This is a genomic window from Alsobacter sp. SYSU BS001988, assembly GCF_054796215.1.
Genome location: NZ_JBTAMK010000012.1, coordinates 57,151 through 73,007, shown reverse-complemented (window position 1 = coordinate 73,007; position 15,857 = coordinate 57,151). Strand labels below are relative to the sequence as shown.

Genomic DNA, 15,857 nt, shown 5'->3' with positions numbered 1-15,857 from the left:
TCACGGATGGGCCGCCCTGGCCGTGCGACCCTGCGGCCGGCGTACGTTTTGACCCCCGTCCCTGCGCCGCCATGGAGCCTTGCCGGCTTAGGTCCGTTGCCCTGCGCGGGGCCCGCGGTCGGACCGATGGAGCACGTGATGACCGACGTCGAGACCGATCTCACGGGCTTTCGCGTTCTCCTCGTCGAAGACAACGGGCTTCTGGGCCGCTGCCTCGCGGACGCCCTGATGGACTTCGGCGCCCAGGTGCTCGGACCCATTCCCGATCTGGCCGAGGCGTTCCGCTGCCTGTCGGCCCGACACCCGGAGCTGAACGCGGCCGTCCTCAACGTCACCATCGGAACCGAGACGTCGTTTCGACTGGTCGACCTGGCCGACGGCCTCGGCGTGCCGTGCCTGTTCGTGACGGGCTATGCGGCGGAAGAGATTCCCGCCCGATACGGCCATGTGCCGATCTTCGAGAAGCCTGTGGAATCGAACGCCTTCGCGGCCTGCGTCGCCGAAACGGCGCGGAGAAGTCTTCCGCGGCGCTGAAGAGCCGGCCCCGGGCAGATGGCCCAGGGTTGAAACGCCATGGCGAACGCCTTACGGCTTCGCGCGATGACGAACCCTTGGCGCGCTATCCTCCAGGTCTGGGCCGTGACCGCCGTCGCGGCTGCGGCGGCCGTGGCGGCGCTGATCCTGGTCGTCGACCCCTACGACACCGGGCGGATCAGGGGCCTGGGCCTCGGCTTCACCCGCGAGCAGGCGCCCCGGACGGCCAACGCCAGCCGCGCCCGGAACGCGCGGTTCGACGCCGCCGTGCTCGGCAACTCCCATGTGCAGCTGCTGTCGCCGGCGCGGCTCGGCGCCGCCACCGGCGCGACCTTCGCGTCGCTGATCGTGCCGGGCTCCGGGATCCCGGAGCAGCTGGCGGTGCTCGATTATTTCATGCGCTGGCGCCCTGCCCCGCCGCGCATCCTCATCTTCGGCGTGGACGAGTTCACCTGCCGCACCGGCGTGGGGGCGCGCCAGAGCCTGCAGGTCGGGCCGTTTCCGTTCTGGCTCTACGCGCCGGGGCTCGCCGCCTATCTGGGCGGGGCGTTCCGCTACACCCTGGTCGAGGACGCCGTCACGCTGCTGTCAGGCTCCGCGCGCGCCGCCAGCCTGGCGGACGCCGACGGGTTCTGGAACTACGAGGCCAACAAGGTCTGGGCCGAGGCGGCCGCCGCCACCCGGATCGACGCCAGCCAGAAGCGGCCCATGGCGCAGTTCGAGGGCCCCTTCCCGGCCGTCGAGGCGCTGAGCGACCGGATCCGGGCCCTGCCGCCCATGACCAGGGTCGTGATCGTCGCCCCGCCCGTTTACGCGCCTCTGTTGGCCCCGCCAGGGTCGCGCGAGGACGCCGCCGAAGCCGCCTGCAAGGCCCGCATCGCCGCGATCGCCACGCAACGCCCGCACACGCGCTTTCTCGACTTCCATCGCGATACGCCGGTCAGCCGCAGCAAGGAATCCTTCTGGGACGGCTCGCACATGACGGGCGCGGTCGCGCAGGAGATCGAGGCCGCCATCGTGAAGGCGCTCGCCACCGACGCGGACTGATCCCGCAAACGCCAGCGGGCGGGCCCATTCAGGCCCGCCCGCTGCGGAGATATCGAGGCTGCCGGCCCGCGGTCAGGGCTTCGGCGGCGTCGCCGGGGCGGGAGCGGCCGCGCCGGGGGCCGGGGCCGCGCCGCCGCTCTGCTCGAGCTTCTTGCGCATGTCGTCGGCCTGCTTCTGCATCTGCTCCTGGAGCTGCTTTTGCTGCTGCTCCAGCACCGCCGGGTCGATCGGCGCGCCGTCATAGGCCTTGCCGAAGCCGGCCATCGGCACCTGGAACGTCACTTCGCGCGTGAACTGGTTCTGCACGCTGATGTTGAGGTTCGTGGCCTTCTTGAAGGAGTTGATCACGTCCTCCTTCACCGGCCCCTCGGCGAAGCAGCCGTTCGGGAAGCAGATCGCGTAGCGGCCGCTCTGGGCGCCGCCATTGTCCGCCGCGTAGCGGATGCCCGGCTGCAGCAGCAGGCCGAGCGGCATCAGGAAGCGCACGATCTTGTTGGCGTCGCCCTTCACGTCATAGACGGCGACGGCGAGGACCGGCTGGCCCTGGTCGGAGACGAAGTCGCGGGTCGTGTAGCAGATTTCCTTGCCGGCGGCCGGATCCTTCCCGCACACCTTCACCCAGTCGGCCTGGGACGGCTCGGGCTTCACCTGCACCACCGTGGGGCCCTGCGGCGCGGCGGCCTGCCCCTGCGGGGCGGCGGGCTGCGCGGGAGAAGCCGGGGCGGCGGGCTTGGGGGCAGCAGGCTTCGTCTGGGCGAGCGCCGGCGCAGCGACCATCAAGGAGGCGGCGGTGAGGAGCGCCAGCCGGCGCGGGCGCAGAGCGGACCACCGGTCGAAAGACATCAGGATAATTCCTCTTCGATTGGATGGGACGACGGCGGCTGCCGGCGAAGAGATCGAATGAGCGACGCCCGACCCGCGCCGGACAATCAGCCCATCGACGGATGCGCGCGCGCCGGATGGCCAAGACAGTCCCGACGATCCCAGGCCGCTGCATCGGCGCTGATTGAGGCGTCAGGATGACGAGGCCGATGCCTCATAGCTTGTTCCATCAAGGGTTTCCAGCCGAAAAGTCGCCCTCCGACCGCAGCGCAACCTGGCGGATGGCCGGCTTGCCGCTCTCGTGACGGGCCATGATAGGCTGCGCCGTGGTCACAGACGCTCGAATCAACCCTGGCCGGCGGCCGAAACGCCGTCCCTCCCCGGCCCTTGCGCTGGGCTTCCTCGCCCTGCTCTGCGCCGCGACGGTCGGCGCGGGCCCGGCCTGGCCCCAACCGCGGCACGGCGTCGCCATGCATGGGGAACCGGCTCTGCCGCCCGGCTTCGCCGCCCTCCCCTATGTCAACCCGGACGCGCCCAAGGGCGGGCGCATCGTCTTCGGCGTTCAGGGCACCTTCGACACGCTGAACCCGTTCGCGGTCCGCGGCATCGCGGCCCAGGGCGTCGCGCCGCCGACGGCGCTCGTCTTCCAGGGCCTGATGGCGCGGTCCTTCGACGAGCCTTTCTCGCTCTATGGGCTCGTCGCCGAGACCATCGAGACGCCGGACGATCGCAGCTGGGTGCAGTTCCGGCTGAATCCCAAGGCGAGGTTCTCCGACGGCGTCCCGGTGACCGCGGCGGACGTGCTGTTCACCTTCAACCTGCTCAAGGAGAAGGGAAAGCCGAACTTCAGGAGTTGGTACGGGAAGGTCGCCAAGGCCGAGGCGCCGGACGACAGGACGGTGCGGTTCGACCTCGCCGGCGCGGATGACCGCGAACTGCCGCTGATCCTGGCCCTGATGCCGGTCTTCGCCCGCCACGCCATGAACCCGGAGACCTTCGAACAGACCAACCTCGCCCCGCCGGTCGGCACGGGGCCCTACATGGTCGCCGCCGTGAAGCCCGGCGAGAGCGTCACCTATCGGCGAAACCCGGATTACTGGGCCAGGGACCTGCCCATTGCGCGCGGCCTGCACAACGCCGACGAGATCCGGTTCGACTATTTCCGCGACGCCAACAGCCTGTTCGAGGCGTTCAAGGGCGGCCTCTACGACGTCCGGGCGGAGGACAGCCCCACGCGCTGGGTTGGCGGCTATGACTTCCCCGCCGTCCGCGATGGCCGCGTGGTGAAGGACCCCGTGCCGGTGCGCACGCCCAAGGGCATGAACGCGCTCGTGTTCAACACCCGCCGGCCGTTTTTCGCGGATGTGCGGGTGCGCGAGGCGCTGGGCCTCCTGTTCGACTTCGACTGGGTGAACCGCAACCTCTTCGCCGGCGTCTATCGCCGCACTACGAGCTATTTCGAGGGCTCGGACCTCGCCTCGACGGGCCGCCCCGCCTCGGATGCGGAACGGACGCTGCTGGCGCGCTTCCCCGGCGCGGCGCGCGCCGACATCCTGGACGGGCGCTGGACCCCGGCGCAGGCCGACGGCAGCGGCCGCGACCGGGAGCAGGCCCGCCGGGCGATCGCCCTGCTGGAGGAGGCCGGCTACGTCCTGCGCGACGGCGCGCTGCGGGACCTGCGCACGGGCGAGCCGTTCAGCTTCGAGTTCGTGTCCGCGAGCCGGGTCCAGGAGCGCCTCGCCCTCAACTTCGCCCAGGCGCTCCGGCGCATCGGCGTCGAGATGCGCGTGCGGCTCGTCGACGACGTGCAGTACTGGCGCCGGCTGACCGCCTTCGATTTCGACATGATCCAGTTCACCTGGGGCGCCTCCCCCTCCCCCGGCAACGAGCAGTATGGCCGCTGGGGAAGCCGGTCGGCGGATCGGTCGGGCTCGCTGAATTATGCGGGCGCGCGATCGCCCGCCATTGACGCCTTGATCGAGGCCATGCTGTCGGCGCGCGAGCGGGCGGACTTCGTCGACGCGACCCGCGCGCTCGACCGAGTCCTGCTGTCGGGGTTCTACGTCGTGCCGCTCTTCAACCAGCCCGAACAGTGGATCGCCCACACGGCGGCCGTGAAACGGCCCGCCCGCGCCTCGCTGTTCGGTTTTCTCCCCGAGACGCTCTGGCGAGAATCGCCCTGACTCGGGCAAGGTGAACGCGCAACAGGAATTGTGCGAGCCGTGCGGTGAGCCACGCCATCGACATCGAAAGCGCCGCGACCGCGCCGTGGTCCGGGGTGACGCTCGTCGACCTGTTCCAGGGCAGCGCCAACCTCAACGGACAGGCGCTCGCTTTCGCCGAGCCGGTGACCAGCGGCGGGCGGATCACCCGCCGCACCTATGCGGAGGCCGCCGCCACCATCGACGGGCTGGTGCATCGGCTGGAGGAGATCGGCCTGGCGCGCGGCAGCCGCATCCTCGTGGCGCTGGGCGGCACGATCGAGGCGCCGCTGGCTCTCCTGGCCATCCTGAAGGCTGGCTACGTTCCCTGCCTGCTGCCCGTCTGGCTGCAGCCCGAAACGCTGCTCGACGCGCTGAGGGAGGCCGGCGCCAAGGCCATCGTGACCGTCGGCGCGCTCGGGCGCCTGCGTCCGGCCGAGATCATGCGCGCCGCGGCCGCCGCGCCGGACGGGCCGCGCTATGTGCTCGCTTTCGGCGACAGGCTGCCGGCGGGCGTGATCCCCCTCTCCGACACCCTCATCCGCAGCGTCGACACCGGCTTCCACATCCCGTTCGACGCGCCGGACGGCGCCCCCGCTCCCATCCTGACGCTCGACCTTCGGCCCTCCGGCGCGCGCTGGATCGGGCACGACCAGGAGGCGCTCGCCGCCGCCGCGCTGGGGATGGTCACCCAGTGCGGCCTCGGCTCGGCCGAGCCCATCCTGTCGACCCTGGCTCCGGTCAGCGCCGCCGCGCTCTGCACGGGCCTGATCCCGGCGCTACTGACGGGGGCGACCCTGCACCTGCACGGCGTCTTCGACGCCGCGACGCTGCTCCTGCAGCTCGGCATGATGGTCAAGCCGCATCTGGTCGCGCCCGCCGGGCTGGAGCCGTCGCTGCAGCAGGCCGGCCTGCTGGCGACCGAGACGCTCAGCTCCACCGTTTTGCTGCATCGCCCGCCGGCGCGCTTCGACCAGCGCGACAGGCTGCGCCGGCGCGAGTCCCCCGTCATCGACGCCGTCGCGCTCGGCGAGCGCGCCATGCTGCTCGCGGCGCGCACCGGCGAGGGCCTGCCCGGCCTCGCTCTGGACGCCGCGCGCCTGCCCGACGGGCCTGACGGCGCCCTGATCCTGGAGGCGCGGGCCGGCCCGGGCGAGCAGATCGAGGTCCGGGGCGCCGCCGTCAGCGCGTTTGAGGACGACGGCCCGCGCGCCGGCCTCGCCTGGCTTGCGACTGGCCATGCGGTGCGCGCCGAACGGGGCCGCATCCTGCAGGTGGATCCCGCCTGAGCCCGGCGATTTGCTCTTTGCGCCGATCGCCCTAGCTTGCTGGCCAACACACCCCGTCCGACAGGACGCGCACACGGGAGCGGCCCATGTCACACGACCCCTTCGACTCCCATCGCGACGACCCGATCCGCCAGGCCGACGAGGCCGCTGCGCAGGAGCCGGTCCCCGCCGTCGAGCCCGTCACCATCGACGTCGTCTCGGACGTCGTCTGCCCCTGGTGCTATGTCGGCAAGCGGCGCCTCGACAAGGCGCTGGAGATGCAGCCGGAGACGCCCGTCGTGGTGCGCTGGCGCCCCTTCCAGCTCGATCCGACGATCCCGGCCGGCGGTCACGACCGCAAGGAGTACATGACGCGCAAGTTCGGCGACCGGCTCGCCGAGGTCCATGCGCGGCTCGTCGAGATCGGCCGCGAGGAAGACATCCCCTTCGCCTTCGACGCGATCCGGCGCTCGCCCAACACGCTCGACGCGCATCGGCTCATCCGCTGGTCGTGGACATGGGGCGTGCAGGGCGCGCTGGTGGAATCGCTGTTCAGCGCCTTCTTCGTCGAGGGGCTCGACATCGGCGACCTGGAGGTTCTGGCGGACCGGGCCGCGCTGGTCGGCATGGACCGCGAGGAGGCCGCCGACTTCCTGCGCTCGGCCGAGGCCGCCCCCGAGGTCCAGCGGGAGATCGAGCAGGCCCAGCAGGTCGGCGTGCAGGGCGTGCCCTTCTTCATCTTCTCGGGCCGCTACGCCGCCTCCGGCGCCCAGCCCGCCGACGTCCTGGCCGGCGCCATCGCGCAAGCCTTCACGGCCGGCGAGGCCGACGAGGGGTAGCGCCCCCTCCCCGCTCCGCCGCCTCACGCCGCCTTCTTGGTCTCGGCGATGCGCGCCAGGTTGCGCAGGATTGTGGCGGCGCCCTTCAGGCGCTCCTCGACGTCGTCGAAATCGCGGATGAACACGATGCGCATGTCGGGGCGCACCTTGGCCAGCGAGCCCTGCTCGCCGACATAGCGCACGAGGCCTTCCGGGTTGGCGAAGGCGTTGTCGCGGAAGCTCACGATCAGGCCCTTGGGACCGGCGTCGACCTTCTCGACATTGGCCCGGCGGCACAAGGCCTTGATGCCCACGATGGCGAGCAGCTGCTTCACCTCGTCGGGCAACGGCCCGAACCTGTCGATCAGCTCCGCCCCGAAGCCCTCGATCTCCTGGTCCGTGTCCAGCGTCGACAGCCGCTTGTAGAGCCCCAGCCGCAGGTGCAGGTCCGGCACGTAGTGCTCCGGGATCATCACCGGAGCGCCGATGGTGATGCTGGGCGACCAGCGGCCGTCCTCGATGTCCTCGTCCGTGACGCCGGCCTTGAGCTGGGCCACCGCCTCCTCCAGCATCTGCTGGTAGAGTTCGTAGCCGACCTCCTTGATGTGGCCCGACTGCTCGTCGCCGAGCAGGTTGCCCGCCCCGCGGATGTCGAGATCGTGGCTGGCGAGCTGGAAGCCCGCGCCCAAGGTGTCGAGCGACTGGAGCACCTTGAGCCTGCGCTCCGCCTGCACGGTGAGGGTGCGGTTGGCCGGCACGGTGAACAGCGCGTAGGCGCGCGTCTTGCCGCGTCCGACCCGGCCGCGCAGCTGGTAGAGCTGCCCCAGCCCGAACATGTCCGCCCGGTGCACGATGAGCGTGTTGGCGGTCGGGATGTCGAGGCCGGATTCCACGATCGCCGTGGAGAGCAGCACGTCGTATTTGCCTTCGTAGAAGGCCGTCATGACGTCCTCGAGCTCCGTCGCGGCCATCTGGCCATGCGCGATGGCGACCTTGGCCTCCGGGACCTCCGCGGCCAGGAAGGCTCGGGCCTCCGCGATGTCCTCGATGCGGGGGCAGACATAGAAGCTCTGGCCGCCCCGATACCGTTCGCGCAGCAGCGCCTCGCGGATCAGCAGCGGATCGAACGGGGTCACGAAGGTGCGCACGGCCAGGCGGTCCACCGGCGGCGTGGCGATGATGGAGAGCTCCCGGACGCCCGTGAGGGCGAGCTGAAGCGTGCGCGGGATCGGGGTGGCCGAGAGCGTCAGCACATGCACCTCGGCCCTGAGGTCCTTCAGGCGCTCCTTGTGGGCGACGCCGAAATGCTGCTCCTCGTCGACGATCAGCAGGGCCAGGTCCCGGAACTGGATCGCCTTGCCCAGCAGCGCGTGGGTGCCGACCACGATGTCGATGTCGCCGCTGGCGATTCCCGCCTTCACGGCCTTCATCTCAGCCGTCGGCACGAAGCGCGACGCCTGGGCCACCTTCACGGGCAGGCCGTGGAAGCGCTCGGCGAAGGTCTTGTAGTGCTGGCGCGCCAGCAGCGTGGTGGGCACCACGACGGCGACCTGCCGGCCCGCCATGGCGGCCGCGAAGGCGGCCCGCAGGGCCACCTCGGTCTTGCCGAAGCCCACGTCGCCGCAGATCAGCCGGTCCATCGGCCGGCCGGACCCGAGGTCGTCGAGCACCGAGTCGATGGCGTTCTGCTGGTCCTCGGTCTCGTCATAGGGGAAACGGGCGGCGAACTCGTCATAGGCTCCGTCCGGCGGCGCCAGGCGGGGCGCCTCCTTCAGGGCGCGGGCCGCCGCGATCTTGATGAGCGCATGCGCCATCTCGCGGATGCGCTGCTTGAGCTTGGCCTTCCGCGCCTGCCATGCGCCGCCGCCCAGGCGGTCCAGCGCCACCTCGGTGTCTTCCGAGCCGTAGCGCGACAGGAGCTCGATGTTCTCCACCGGCAGGAACAGCTTGGTGTCGCCAGCGTAGTGGATCTCCAGGCAGTCATGCGGGGCCCCGGCGGCGTCGATCGACTTCAGCCCGACGAAGCGGCCGATGCCGTGGTCCACATGCACCACGAGGTCGCCCTGGGTCAGGCTGCCGACCTCCGCCAGCATGTCCTGCGGGCGCTTCGACCGCCGCGACTTGCGCACCAGCCGGTCGCCCAGGATGTCCTGCTCGGCGACGACCGCGAAGTCCTCGGTCTCGAAGCCGGCCTCCATGCCCCAGACCGCCAGGGTGGCGACGTTGCGCGGCTGCGCCATGGCGTGCGCCAGCACCTGCACGGAGACCGCGCCCTTCAGCCCGTGGTCGCCCAGCACATGGGCCAGGCGCTCGCGCGAGCCCTCCGACCAGGCGGAGAGGATCACCCGCTTGCCATCCTGCTGCAGCGCGCGGACATGGGCGACGGTCGCGTCGAACACGTTGGCGGCGCCGCTCTCTCCCTCATGGGCCCGCTCGGCCGCGAAGCTGCGTCCCTGCCGGCCGCCCATGTCCAGAACGGCCCTCCCCGCGCCTTCGGGCTGGGCGAAGGGGGTGAAGCGCGTCACCGTCGCGTCGGAGAGCGCGGCCGCCCATTCCTGGGGCGTCAGATAGAGCATCTCCGGCGGCAGCGGCTTGTAGGGCGGGCCGGACGGCGCCCCCGGCTGGCGCGACTTGTCCAGCACGGCCTTGCGGGCGTCGTAATAGTCCTGCACCTGCGCCAGGCGCTCGCCCGCGGCGTCGTCGGCGTTGTGGTCCAGCAGCACGGGCGCGCCGCCCAGATAGTCGAACAGCGTGTCCAGCTTCTCGTGGAACAGCGGCAGCCAGTGCTCCAGCCCGGGATGGCGGCGACCCTCGCTGACGGCCTCGTAGAGCAGGTCGTCGCGCGTCGCCGCGCCGAACAGCGCCAGGTAGTTCTGCCGGAAGCGCCGGATGTTCTCCGTCGTCAGCTGGACTTCGCTCATCGGCACGAGATCGAGCGCCCGGAGCTGGCCGGTTGTGCGCTGCGTCTCCGGGTCGAACGCCCGGATGCTCTCCAGCGCGTCGCCGAAGAAGTCGAGCCGCACCGGCGCGGGCAGGCCCGGCGCATAGAGGTCGATGATGCCGCCGCGCACCGCGTATTCGCCGGTCTCTCGCACCGTCGAGGTGCGCTGGAACCCGTTGGTCTCCAGCCAGCCGGCCAGGGCCGTCGTATCGACCATGTTGCCGGGCGCGGCGGAGAAGGATTCCGCCCCGATCCGCCGCATCTGCGGCACGCGCTGCACCATCGAGTTGATCGTGGTGGTGAGGATGCGCGGCTTGTCCTCGCCCGAGCGCGAGCGCGCCAGCCGGGCCAGCACGGTCATCCGCTTGGCCGCGACGGCGGCGTTCGGCGACACGCGGTCATAGGGCTGGCAGTCCCACGCCGGGAGCGACAGCACCTCGATTTCGGGCGCGACGAAGGCCAGGCCGTTCTCCAGCAGCGCCTGCCGCTGGCCGTCGCGCGCCACATAGACCAGCACGGCCGGCCGCTCCGGCCCCTTGCGGGCCAGGACGCGCGCGAGATCGGCCACCACCATCGCGTCCAGCCCGTCCGGCACGGAGGACAGGATGAGGCTCTGGCCCGACCCGATGAGGTCGGCGAGGCGGTCGGCGGGGCGTTGCGGCTTGGCCATGGCGGAGCTTGCGATTCCCATGCGAAGTGACCCGGACCCCGTTTTCGGGCCCGGGCGACGAAGGTCAAGACCGCCGGGCGACGTCCGGCTGGGTCGAAGCGGGCCCGAAGGCCCGCGGTGCGGCCGACGCCTTACACCATCACCACATGCACGTGGCAGGTCGGCTTCTTGCCCCAGGCCTCGCCCACGGCGGCGCGGACGGCCCGCTCGATGGCGTTCTCGACGAGATCCGCGTCGCGCCGGCGCTGCTTGGGCAGGCCGCGCAGGACGTTGATGATGGCGTCGTCGATGACGTCCTCGAAGGGCTCGCCGGAGCGCGTCTTCTGCGGCAGGCCGGTGATCTCGAAGGCGGGGTCGCCCACGAGGTCGCCGCGGCCGTCCAGCGCCAGCGCGATCGAGACCACGCCCGCGAAGGCGAGCCGCCGGCGCTCCTGCACGGTCGACTCGCTCGCGCTGATCAGCAGTTCGCCGTCCTTGTAGAGCTTGCCGTAGGTCACCTCGTCGATGACGCCCGGCTTGCCCGGGCCGAGCAGCACCATGTCGCCGTCCTTGGCGATGACCACGTTCGGCACGCCGAGCGACCGCGCCAGCTTGGCGTGCTCGTCGATGTGCAGCGCCTCGCCGTGCACCGGAACGGCGACCCTCGGACGCACCCACTCGTACATCCGCTCCATCTCGCCGCGGCGGGGATGGCCGGAGACATGCACCATATGGGTCCGGTCGGTCAGAACCTCCACCCCGCTGCGGATGAGCGAGTTGACGATCCGCCCGACAGCCTTCTCGTTGCCCGGGATGGTGCGGGACGACAGGATCACGAGGTCGCCCGAGGCGAGCGCCACGTCCGGATGCTGGTCCTCCGCGACGCGGGCCAGCGCGGCGCGGGGCTCGCCCTGGCTGCCCGTCAGCAGCGCCACCACCTTGTCGCGCGGCAGGGAGCCATAGGCGTCCGTGCCGCGGAACGGCCGGACCCCGTCCAGATAGCCGCAATCCTCCGCGACCTGGATCACCCGGTCCATGGCCCGCCCGATGGCGATGCATTCGCGGCCATTGGCGGCGGCGGCCTCCGCGACGGCCCGGATGCGCGACACGTTGGAGGCGAAGGTCGTCACCGCGACGCGGTTCTTCGCCTGCCCGATGATCTCGGTCAGCGTCTTGGCCACGTCCGCCTCCGAGGGGCTCTCGCCGCCCCGGATGACGTTGGTGCTGTCGCAGATCATCGCCAGCACGCCCTCGTCGCCGAGTTCGCGCAGGCGCTTCTCGTCCGTCACCCAGCCCGCGCCGGGCGTGGGATCGATCTTCCAGTCGCCGGTGTGCAGCACCAGGCCGGCCGGGCTGCGGATCGCCAGGGCGCAGGATTCCGGGATGGAGTGCGCCATGCCGACGAACTCGACCTCGAACGGCCCCATCCGCACCCGGCTGCCGCGCTCCACCACGTTCATCGGGATCTTGCGCGCGCCCTGCTCGTTGAACCGCCTCACTTCCAGGAGGTTCGCGGCGAACCTGGTCGCGTAGACCGGGGCCTGCAGCCGGGGCCACAGGTCCGTCAGCGCGCCGATATGGTCCTCATGGGCGTGGGTGATGATGATGCCCAGCAGGTCGTTGCGGTTCGCTTCCAGGAAACGGATGTCGGGCATCAGCAGGTCGATGCCCGGCAGGTCGTCGCCCGCGAAGGCGACGCCGCAATCCACCATGATCCACTTGCGGCGGCCTTTCGGTCCGAAGCCGTAAAGCGCGGCGTTCATTCCGATCTCGCCCAATCCGCCCAGCGGCACGAAGACGAGTTCGTCGTCGCCCAACGCCATCCGTTATCCTCTCTGTCTCAGCTGTCTGCAGGTTGCAGGTTCGTCAGGAACACGTCGCCTGCTTCGAAGGCGACCCTACGGCCGCCCTCGTCGAGGAGCAAACGCCCGTCCCCGTCCAGGTCCACGAAAACGCCGCGGCGCTCCCCTTCGGGACGCCGCACCACGATGGGCTCGCCGAGCCCGCCGGCCCGTTTCAACCACTCCCGCCTCACCTCGGCGAAGCCGGCGCCCGCGTCCCAGCGCCGCAGCGTCGTCGCCATGGCGTCCGACAGGGCCGAGAAGAGCGGATCCACGCCGACCGGAAGCCCCTTCTCGCCGAGATCGGTCGCCGGGTAGGGCGTGTCGGCCGGATGATGCGCGGCGTTGACCCCGATGCCGACCACGACGAGGAGGTCGCCGCCTTGGCGCGTCGCGCCCTCCACCAGGATGCCGGCCAGCTTGGCGCGGTCGAGCAACAGGTCGTTCGGCCATTTCAGCGCGGCGCGCCCCGGCGTCAGCCCTGTCGCCTGCTCCACCGCCGCGTGCAGGGCGACGCCGGCGACGAAGCCCAGCTGCGGCGCGACCGCGGGCCGGCACGGCGCCGCGAGCAGCAGGCTGGCGTAGAGGTTGCCCCGCGGCGACGACCAGGCCCGGCCGCTGCGCCCGCGCCCCCTGCCCTGCTCGCGCGCCACGATCCACAGGCCGCCCGGATCGCCGGCGCGGCCGCGGGCCATCGCCTCGTCATTGGTCGACCCGAGGCTGTCGAAAACCTCGAGGCGGAACTCCTGGGATCGCGCGGCGTCGCCCAGCTTCACGTCAGAACAGCGACTTCGCGGCGGCGGTCGCGGCCGTGACCAGCGGCGCCGGCCAGAGCCAGAACAGCAGGATGAAGGCGCCGGACAGGCCCGACACGATCTTCAGGGACGTCGCCATCGGCAGGAAGGCCTCCGCCGGCTCGTCGAAATACATCAGCTTGACGATGCGCAGATAGTAGTAGGTGCTGACCACGCTGGTGACGACGCCGATCACCGCCAGCGTGTAGAGCTTGGCGTCGACCGCCGCGGCGAACACGTACCACTTGGCGAAGAAACCCGCGAGCGGCGGGATGCCGGCCAGCGAGAACATCAGCATGGCGAACACGAAGGCCGTGGCGGGCGCGGTGCGGCCCAGCCCGGCGAGATCCTCGATGGTCTCCACATAGCCGTCCGGCCGCTTCATGGCGAGGATCACCGCGAAGGTCCCCAGCGTCATCACCAGGTAGATCGCCATGTAGATGGCCACGCCCTGCACGCCCGCCGGGGTGCCGGCGGCGAGACCGACCAGCGCGAAGCCCATGTGGCCGATGGACGAATAGGCCATCAGCCGCTTGATATTGCGCTGGCCGATGGCGGCGAAGGCGCCCAGCGCCATCGAGGCGATCGACACGAAGACGATGATCTGCTGCCACTGCAGCAGGATGCCCGGGAAGGCCGTGATCACGACCCGCGTGGCCAGCGCCATGGCGGCCATCTTGGGCGCGGCGGCGAAGAAGGCCGTCACCGGCGTGGGCGCGCCCTCATAGACGTCCGGCGTCCACATGTGGAAGGGCACGGCCGAGATCTTGAAGCACAGGCCCGCCATGACGAAGACGAGGCCGAAGATCACCCCGGTGGAGCCGTGGTCGCGCAGCGCCGCCCCGATCACCGGGAACTGCACCGATCCGGTGAAGCCGTAGACCAGCGACGCGCCATAGAGCAGCATCCCGGACGAGAGCGCGCCCAGCACGAAATATTTCAGCCCCGCCTCCGTGGCGCGCACCGAATCGCGGTGGATCGCGGCGACCACGTAGAGCGCGAGGCTCATGAGCTCGAGGCCGAGATAGAGCGCGATGAGATCCCCCGCGGAGATCATCATCATCATGCCCAGCGTCGAGAGCAGGATCAGGATGGCGTATTCGAAGCGCTGCACCCGCTCGCCGCGCCAGAAGTCGACCGACATCACCAGCGCCACGCCCGAACCCACCAGGGCGGCGATCTTCATGAACTTGGCGAAGTCGTCCTGCACGAAGGAGCCGTTGAAGGTGGTGGCCCGGCCGGTGCGGGTCATCACCAGCACGCCGACCAGCACCAGGATCGCCAGCGCGATCCCGTTGACGAGGTTGACCGAGCGCTCGCCGCGGATCGCGCCGAGGAGCACCAGCGCCAGCGCCCCGATGGCGAGGACGATCTCCGGAAGCGCGAGGCCGAAGGCCGGGATGGCCGCGTGAAGTCCAGGCATCGAACAGTCCTCAGTGCGCCAGCGAGGCGGTTTTCGCGGCGGCGCCGAGCGCGGCCTGGGTCGTCTTCAGGAGCGCGTCGGTCGACGCCGCGAAGGCGTCCAGCACCGGAGCGGGATGCACGCCGTAATAGATCGTGAGCAGGATCAGCGGCGCGAGCAGGCCGACCTCGCGGGGGGTGAGGTCGAGGATGCCCTTCAGGCTCGGCTTCTCGAACGGGCCGAACATCACCCGCGCATAGAGCCAGAGCGCATAGGCCGCCGACAGGATCACGCCGGTGGTGGCGAAGAACGCGACCCAGGTGTTCGCCCGGAAGGCGCCCAGCAGCGTCAGGAACTCGCCGACGAAGCCCGACGTGCCCGGCAGGCCGACATTGGCCATGGTGAACACCATCAGGGCCACGGCGTATTTGGGCATGCGGTCCGTCAGCCCACCATAGGCGGCGATCTCGCGGGTGTGCATGCGGTCGTAGATCACGCCGACGCACAGGAACAGCGCGCCCGATACGATGCCGTGGCTCACCATCTGGAACATCGCGCCCTGGATGCCCTGGGCCGTCAGGGTGAACAGCCCCATGGTGACGAAGCCCATATGCGCCACGGACGAGTAGGCGATGAGCTTCTTCATGTCCTCCTGCATCAGCGCGACCAGCGACGTGTAGATGATCGCCACGACCGAGAGGGCGAACACGAAGGGCGCGAAATACAGCGACGCGTCGGGGAACATCGGGATCGAGAAGCGGATGAAGCCGTAGCCGCCCATCTTCAGCAGGATCGCCGCCAGGATCACCGAGCCGGCCGTGGGCGCCTCCACATGGGCGTCGGGCAGCCAGGTGTGGACGGGCCACATCGGCATCTTCACCGCGAAGGAGGCGAAGAAGGCCAGCCACAGCCAGAACTGCATGCCGTGCGGGAACTTGTGCGCCAGAAGCGTCGGGATGTCCGTCGTGCCCGCGTCCCAGTACATCGCCATGATGGCGACCAGCATCAGCAGCGAGCCGAGCAGCGTGTAGAGGAAGAATTTAAAGCTGGCGTAGATGCGCCGCTTGCCGCCCCAGATGCCGATGATGAGGAACATCGGGATCAGGCCGGCCTCGAAGAAGAGGTAGAACAGCACGAGATCGAGCGAGGCGAACACGCCGATCATCAGCGTCTCGAGCACCAGGAAGGCGATGAAGTACTCCTTCACGCGCCGCTCGACCGACACCCACGACGCCACGATGCAGAACGGCATCAGGAACGTGGTCAGCATCACGAACGGCATCGAGAAGCCGTCCACGCCGAGCTTGAAGCGGATCGTCTCGGAGAGCCACGCGCCGTCTTCCAGGAGCTGGAAGCCCGGATTGGCGACGTCGAACCGGCCCCAGGCCACCAGCGACAGCAGGAAGGTCGCGATCGTGGCCAGGAGCGAGATCCAGCGGATGTTCTTCTGGCCGGCTTCCGTGTCGTCGCGGGTGACGAGCACGAACAGCGCTCCGGCCAGCGGCAGGACGAGAAGGCCCGTGAGCAAATGGGACATCAT

The 15,857-nt window shown here is 70.3% G+C and carries 11 protein-coding genes; 5 read left to right on the top strand and 6 right to left on the bottom strand.

The window, feature by feature from the left end; genetic code table 11:
• Positions 1-138: 138 nt before the first annotated feature.
• Both ACYVO7_RS19000 and ACYVO7_RS18995 read left to right on the top strand, forming a co-directional pair.
• Complete coding sequence (locus ACYVO7_RS19000; RefSeq protein ID WP_460451381.1) at positions 139-534, top strand: response regulator; 396 nt, start codon at positions 139-141, stop codon at positions 532-534.
• A 66-nt stretch (positions 535-600) separates the two neighbouring features.
• Positions 601-1,581, top strand: a complete 981-nt coding sequence (locus tag ACYVO7_RS18995) for a hypothetical protein (protein WP_460451380.1) — start codon at positions 601-603, stop codon at positions 1,579-1,581.
• A 72-nt stretch (positions 1,582-1,653) separates the two neighbouring features.
• Here ACYVO7_RS18995 and ACYVO7_RS18990 read toward each other — a convergent pair whose 3' ends face one another.
• Positions 1,654-2,424: an invasion associated locus B family protein gene (locus ACYVO7_RS18990; protein ID WP_406858062.1), complete on the bottom strand. Its 771-nt coding sequence runs from the start codon at positions 2,422-2,424 to the stop codon at positions 1,654-1,656.
• A 305-nt stretch (positions 2,425-2,729) separates the two neighbouring features.
• On the opposite strand from ACYVO7_RS18990, the gene ACYVO7_RS18985 reads away from it, so the two are divergent.
• From ACYVO7_RS18985 to ACYVO7_RS18975, 3 genes are all read left to right on the top strand, one after another.
• Positions 2,730-4,586, top strand: coding sequence for an extracellular solute-binding protein (locus ACYVO7_RS18985; protein WP_460451379.1), 1,857 nt, complete (start codon positions 2,730-2,732; stop codon positions 4,584-4,586).
• 44 nt (positions 4,587-4,630) lie between these two features.
• Entirely contained in the window at positions 4,631-5,893 is a 1,263-nt protein-coding gene (locus tag ACYVO7_RS18980; RefSeq protein WP_460451378.1) for an AMP-binding protein, read from the top strand.
• A gap of 86 nt (positions 5,894-5,979) precedes the next feature.
• A complete protein-coding gene (locus tag ACYVO7_RS18975) occupies positions 5,980-6,711 on the top strand; it encodes a DsbA family oxidoreductase (protein ID WP_460451377.1) in 732 nt (243 codons plus the stop codon).
• A gap of 23 nt (positions 6,712-6,734) precedes the next feature.
• Here the strand turns inward: ACYVO7_RS18975 and mfd are convergent, their stop codons facing one another.
• From mfd to ACYVO7_RS18950, 5 genes are all read right to left on the bottom strand, one after another.
• Positions 6,735-10,322 (bottom strand): transcription-repair coupling factor, encoded by a 3,588-nt coding sequence (gene mfd / locus ACYVO7_RS18970; RefSeq protein WP_460451376.1) that lies wholly within the window; start codon positions 10,320-10,322, stop codon positions 6,735-6,737.
• A gap of 110 nt (positions 10,323-10,432) precedes the next feature.
• Positions 10,433-12,103 carry a ribonuclease J gene (locus ACYVO7_RS18965; protein ID WP_460451375.1) on the bottom strand — a complete coding sequence of 557 codons (1,671 nt, stop codon included), beginning with the start codon at positions 12,101-12,103 and terminating at the stop codon, positions 10,433-10,435.
• Positions 12,104-12,120: 17 nt separating this feature from the next.
• Positions 12,121-12,897: a biotin--[acetyl-CoA-carboxylase] ligase gene (locus ACYVO7_RS18960; protein ID WP_460451374.1), complete on the bottom strand. Its 777-nt coding sequence runs from the start codon at positions 12,895-12,897 to the stop codon at positions 12,121-12,123.
• 1 nt (position 12,898) lies between these two features.
• Positions 12,899-14,338, bottom strand: a complete 1,440-nt coding sequence (nuoN, locus tag ACYVO7_RS18955) for an NADH-quinone oxidoreductase subunit NuoN (RefSeq protein ID WP_460451373.1) — start codon at positions 14,336-14,338, stop codon at positions 12,899-12,901.
• 10 nt (positions 14,339-14,348) lie between these two features.
• Positions 14,349-15,857, bottom strand: a complete 1,509-nt coding sequence (locus ACYVO7_RS18950) for an NADH-quinone oxidoreductase subunit M (protein ID WP_460451372.1) — start codon at positions 15,855-15,857, stop codon at positions 14,349-14,351.

Bases quoted from the DNA above. Each gene is read 5' to 3' on its own strand.
- ACYVO7_RS19000 (WP_460451381.1), top strand. From the start codon at position 139: ATGACCGACGTCGAGACCGATCTCACGGGCTTTCGCGTTCTCCTCGTC.
- ACYVO7_RS18995 (WP_460451380.1), top strand. From the start codon at position 601: ATGACGAACCCTTGGCGCGCTATCCTCCAGGTCTGGGCCGTGACCGCC.
- ACYVO7_RS18990 (WP_406858062.1), bottom strand. From the start codon at position 2,424: ATGTCTTTCGACCGGTGGTCCGCTCTGCGCCCGCGCCGGCTGGCGCTC.
- ACYVO7_RS18975 (WP_460451377.1), top strand. From the start codon at position 5,980: ATGTCACACGACCCCTTCGACTCCCATCGCGACGACCCGATCCGCCAG.
- mfd (WP_460451376.1), bottom strand. From the start codon at position 10,322: ATGGGAATCGCAAGCTCCGCCATGGCCAAGCCGCAACGCCCCGCCGAC.
- ACYVO7_RS18965 (WP_460451375.1), bottom strand. From the start codon at position 12,103: ATGGCGTTGGGCGACGACGAACTCGTCTTCGTGCCGCTGGGCGGATTG.
- nuoN (WP_460451373.1), bottom strand. From the start codon at position 14,338: ATGCCTGGACTTCACGCGGCCATCCCGGCCTTCGGCCTCGCGCTTCCG.
- ACYVO7_RS18950 (WP_460451372.1), bottom strand. From the start codon at position 15,857: ATGATGTCCCATTTGCTCACGGGCCTTCTCGTCCTGCCGCTGGCCGGA.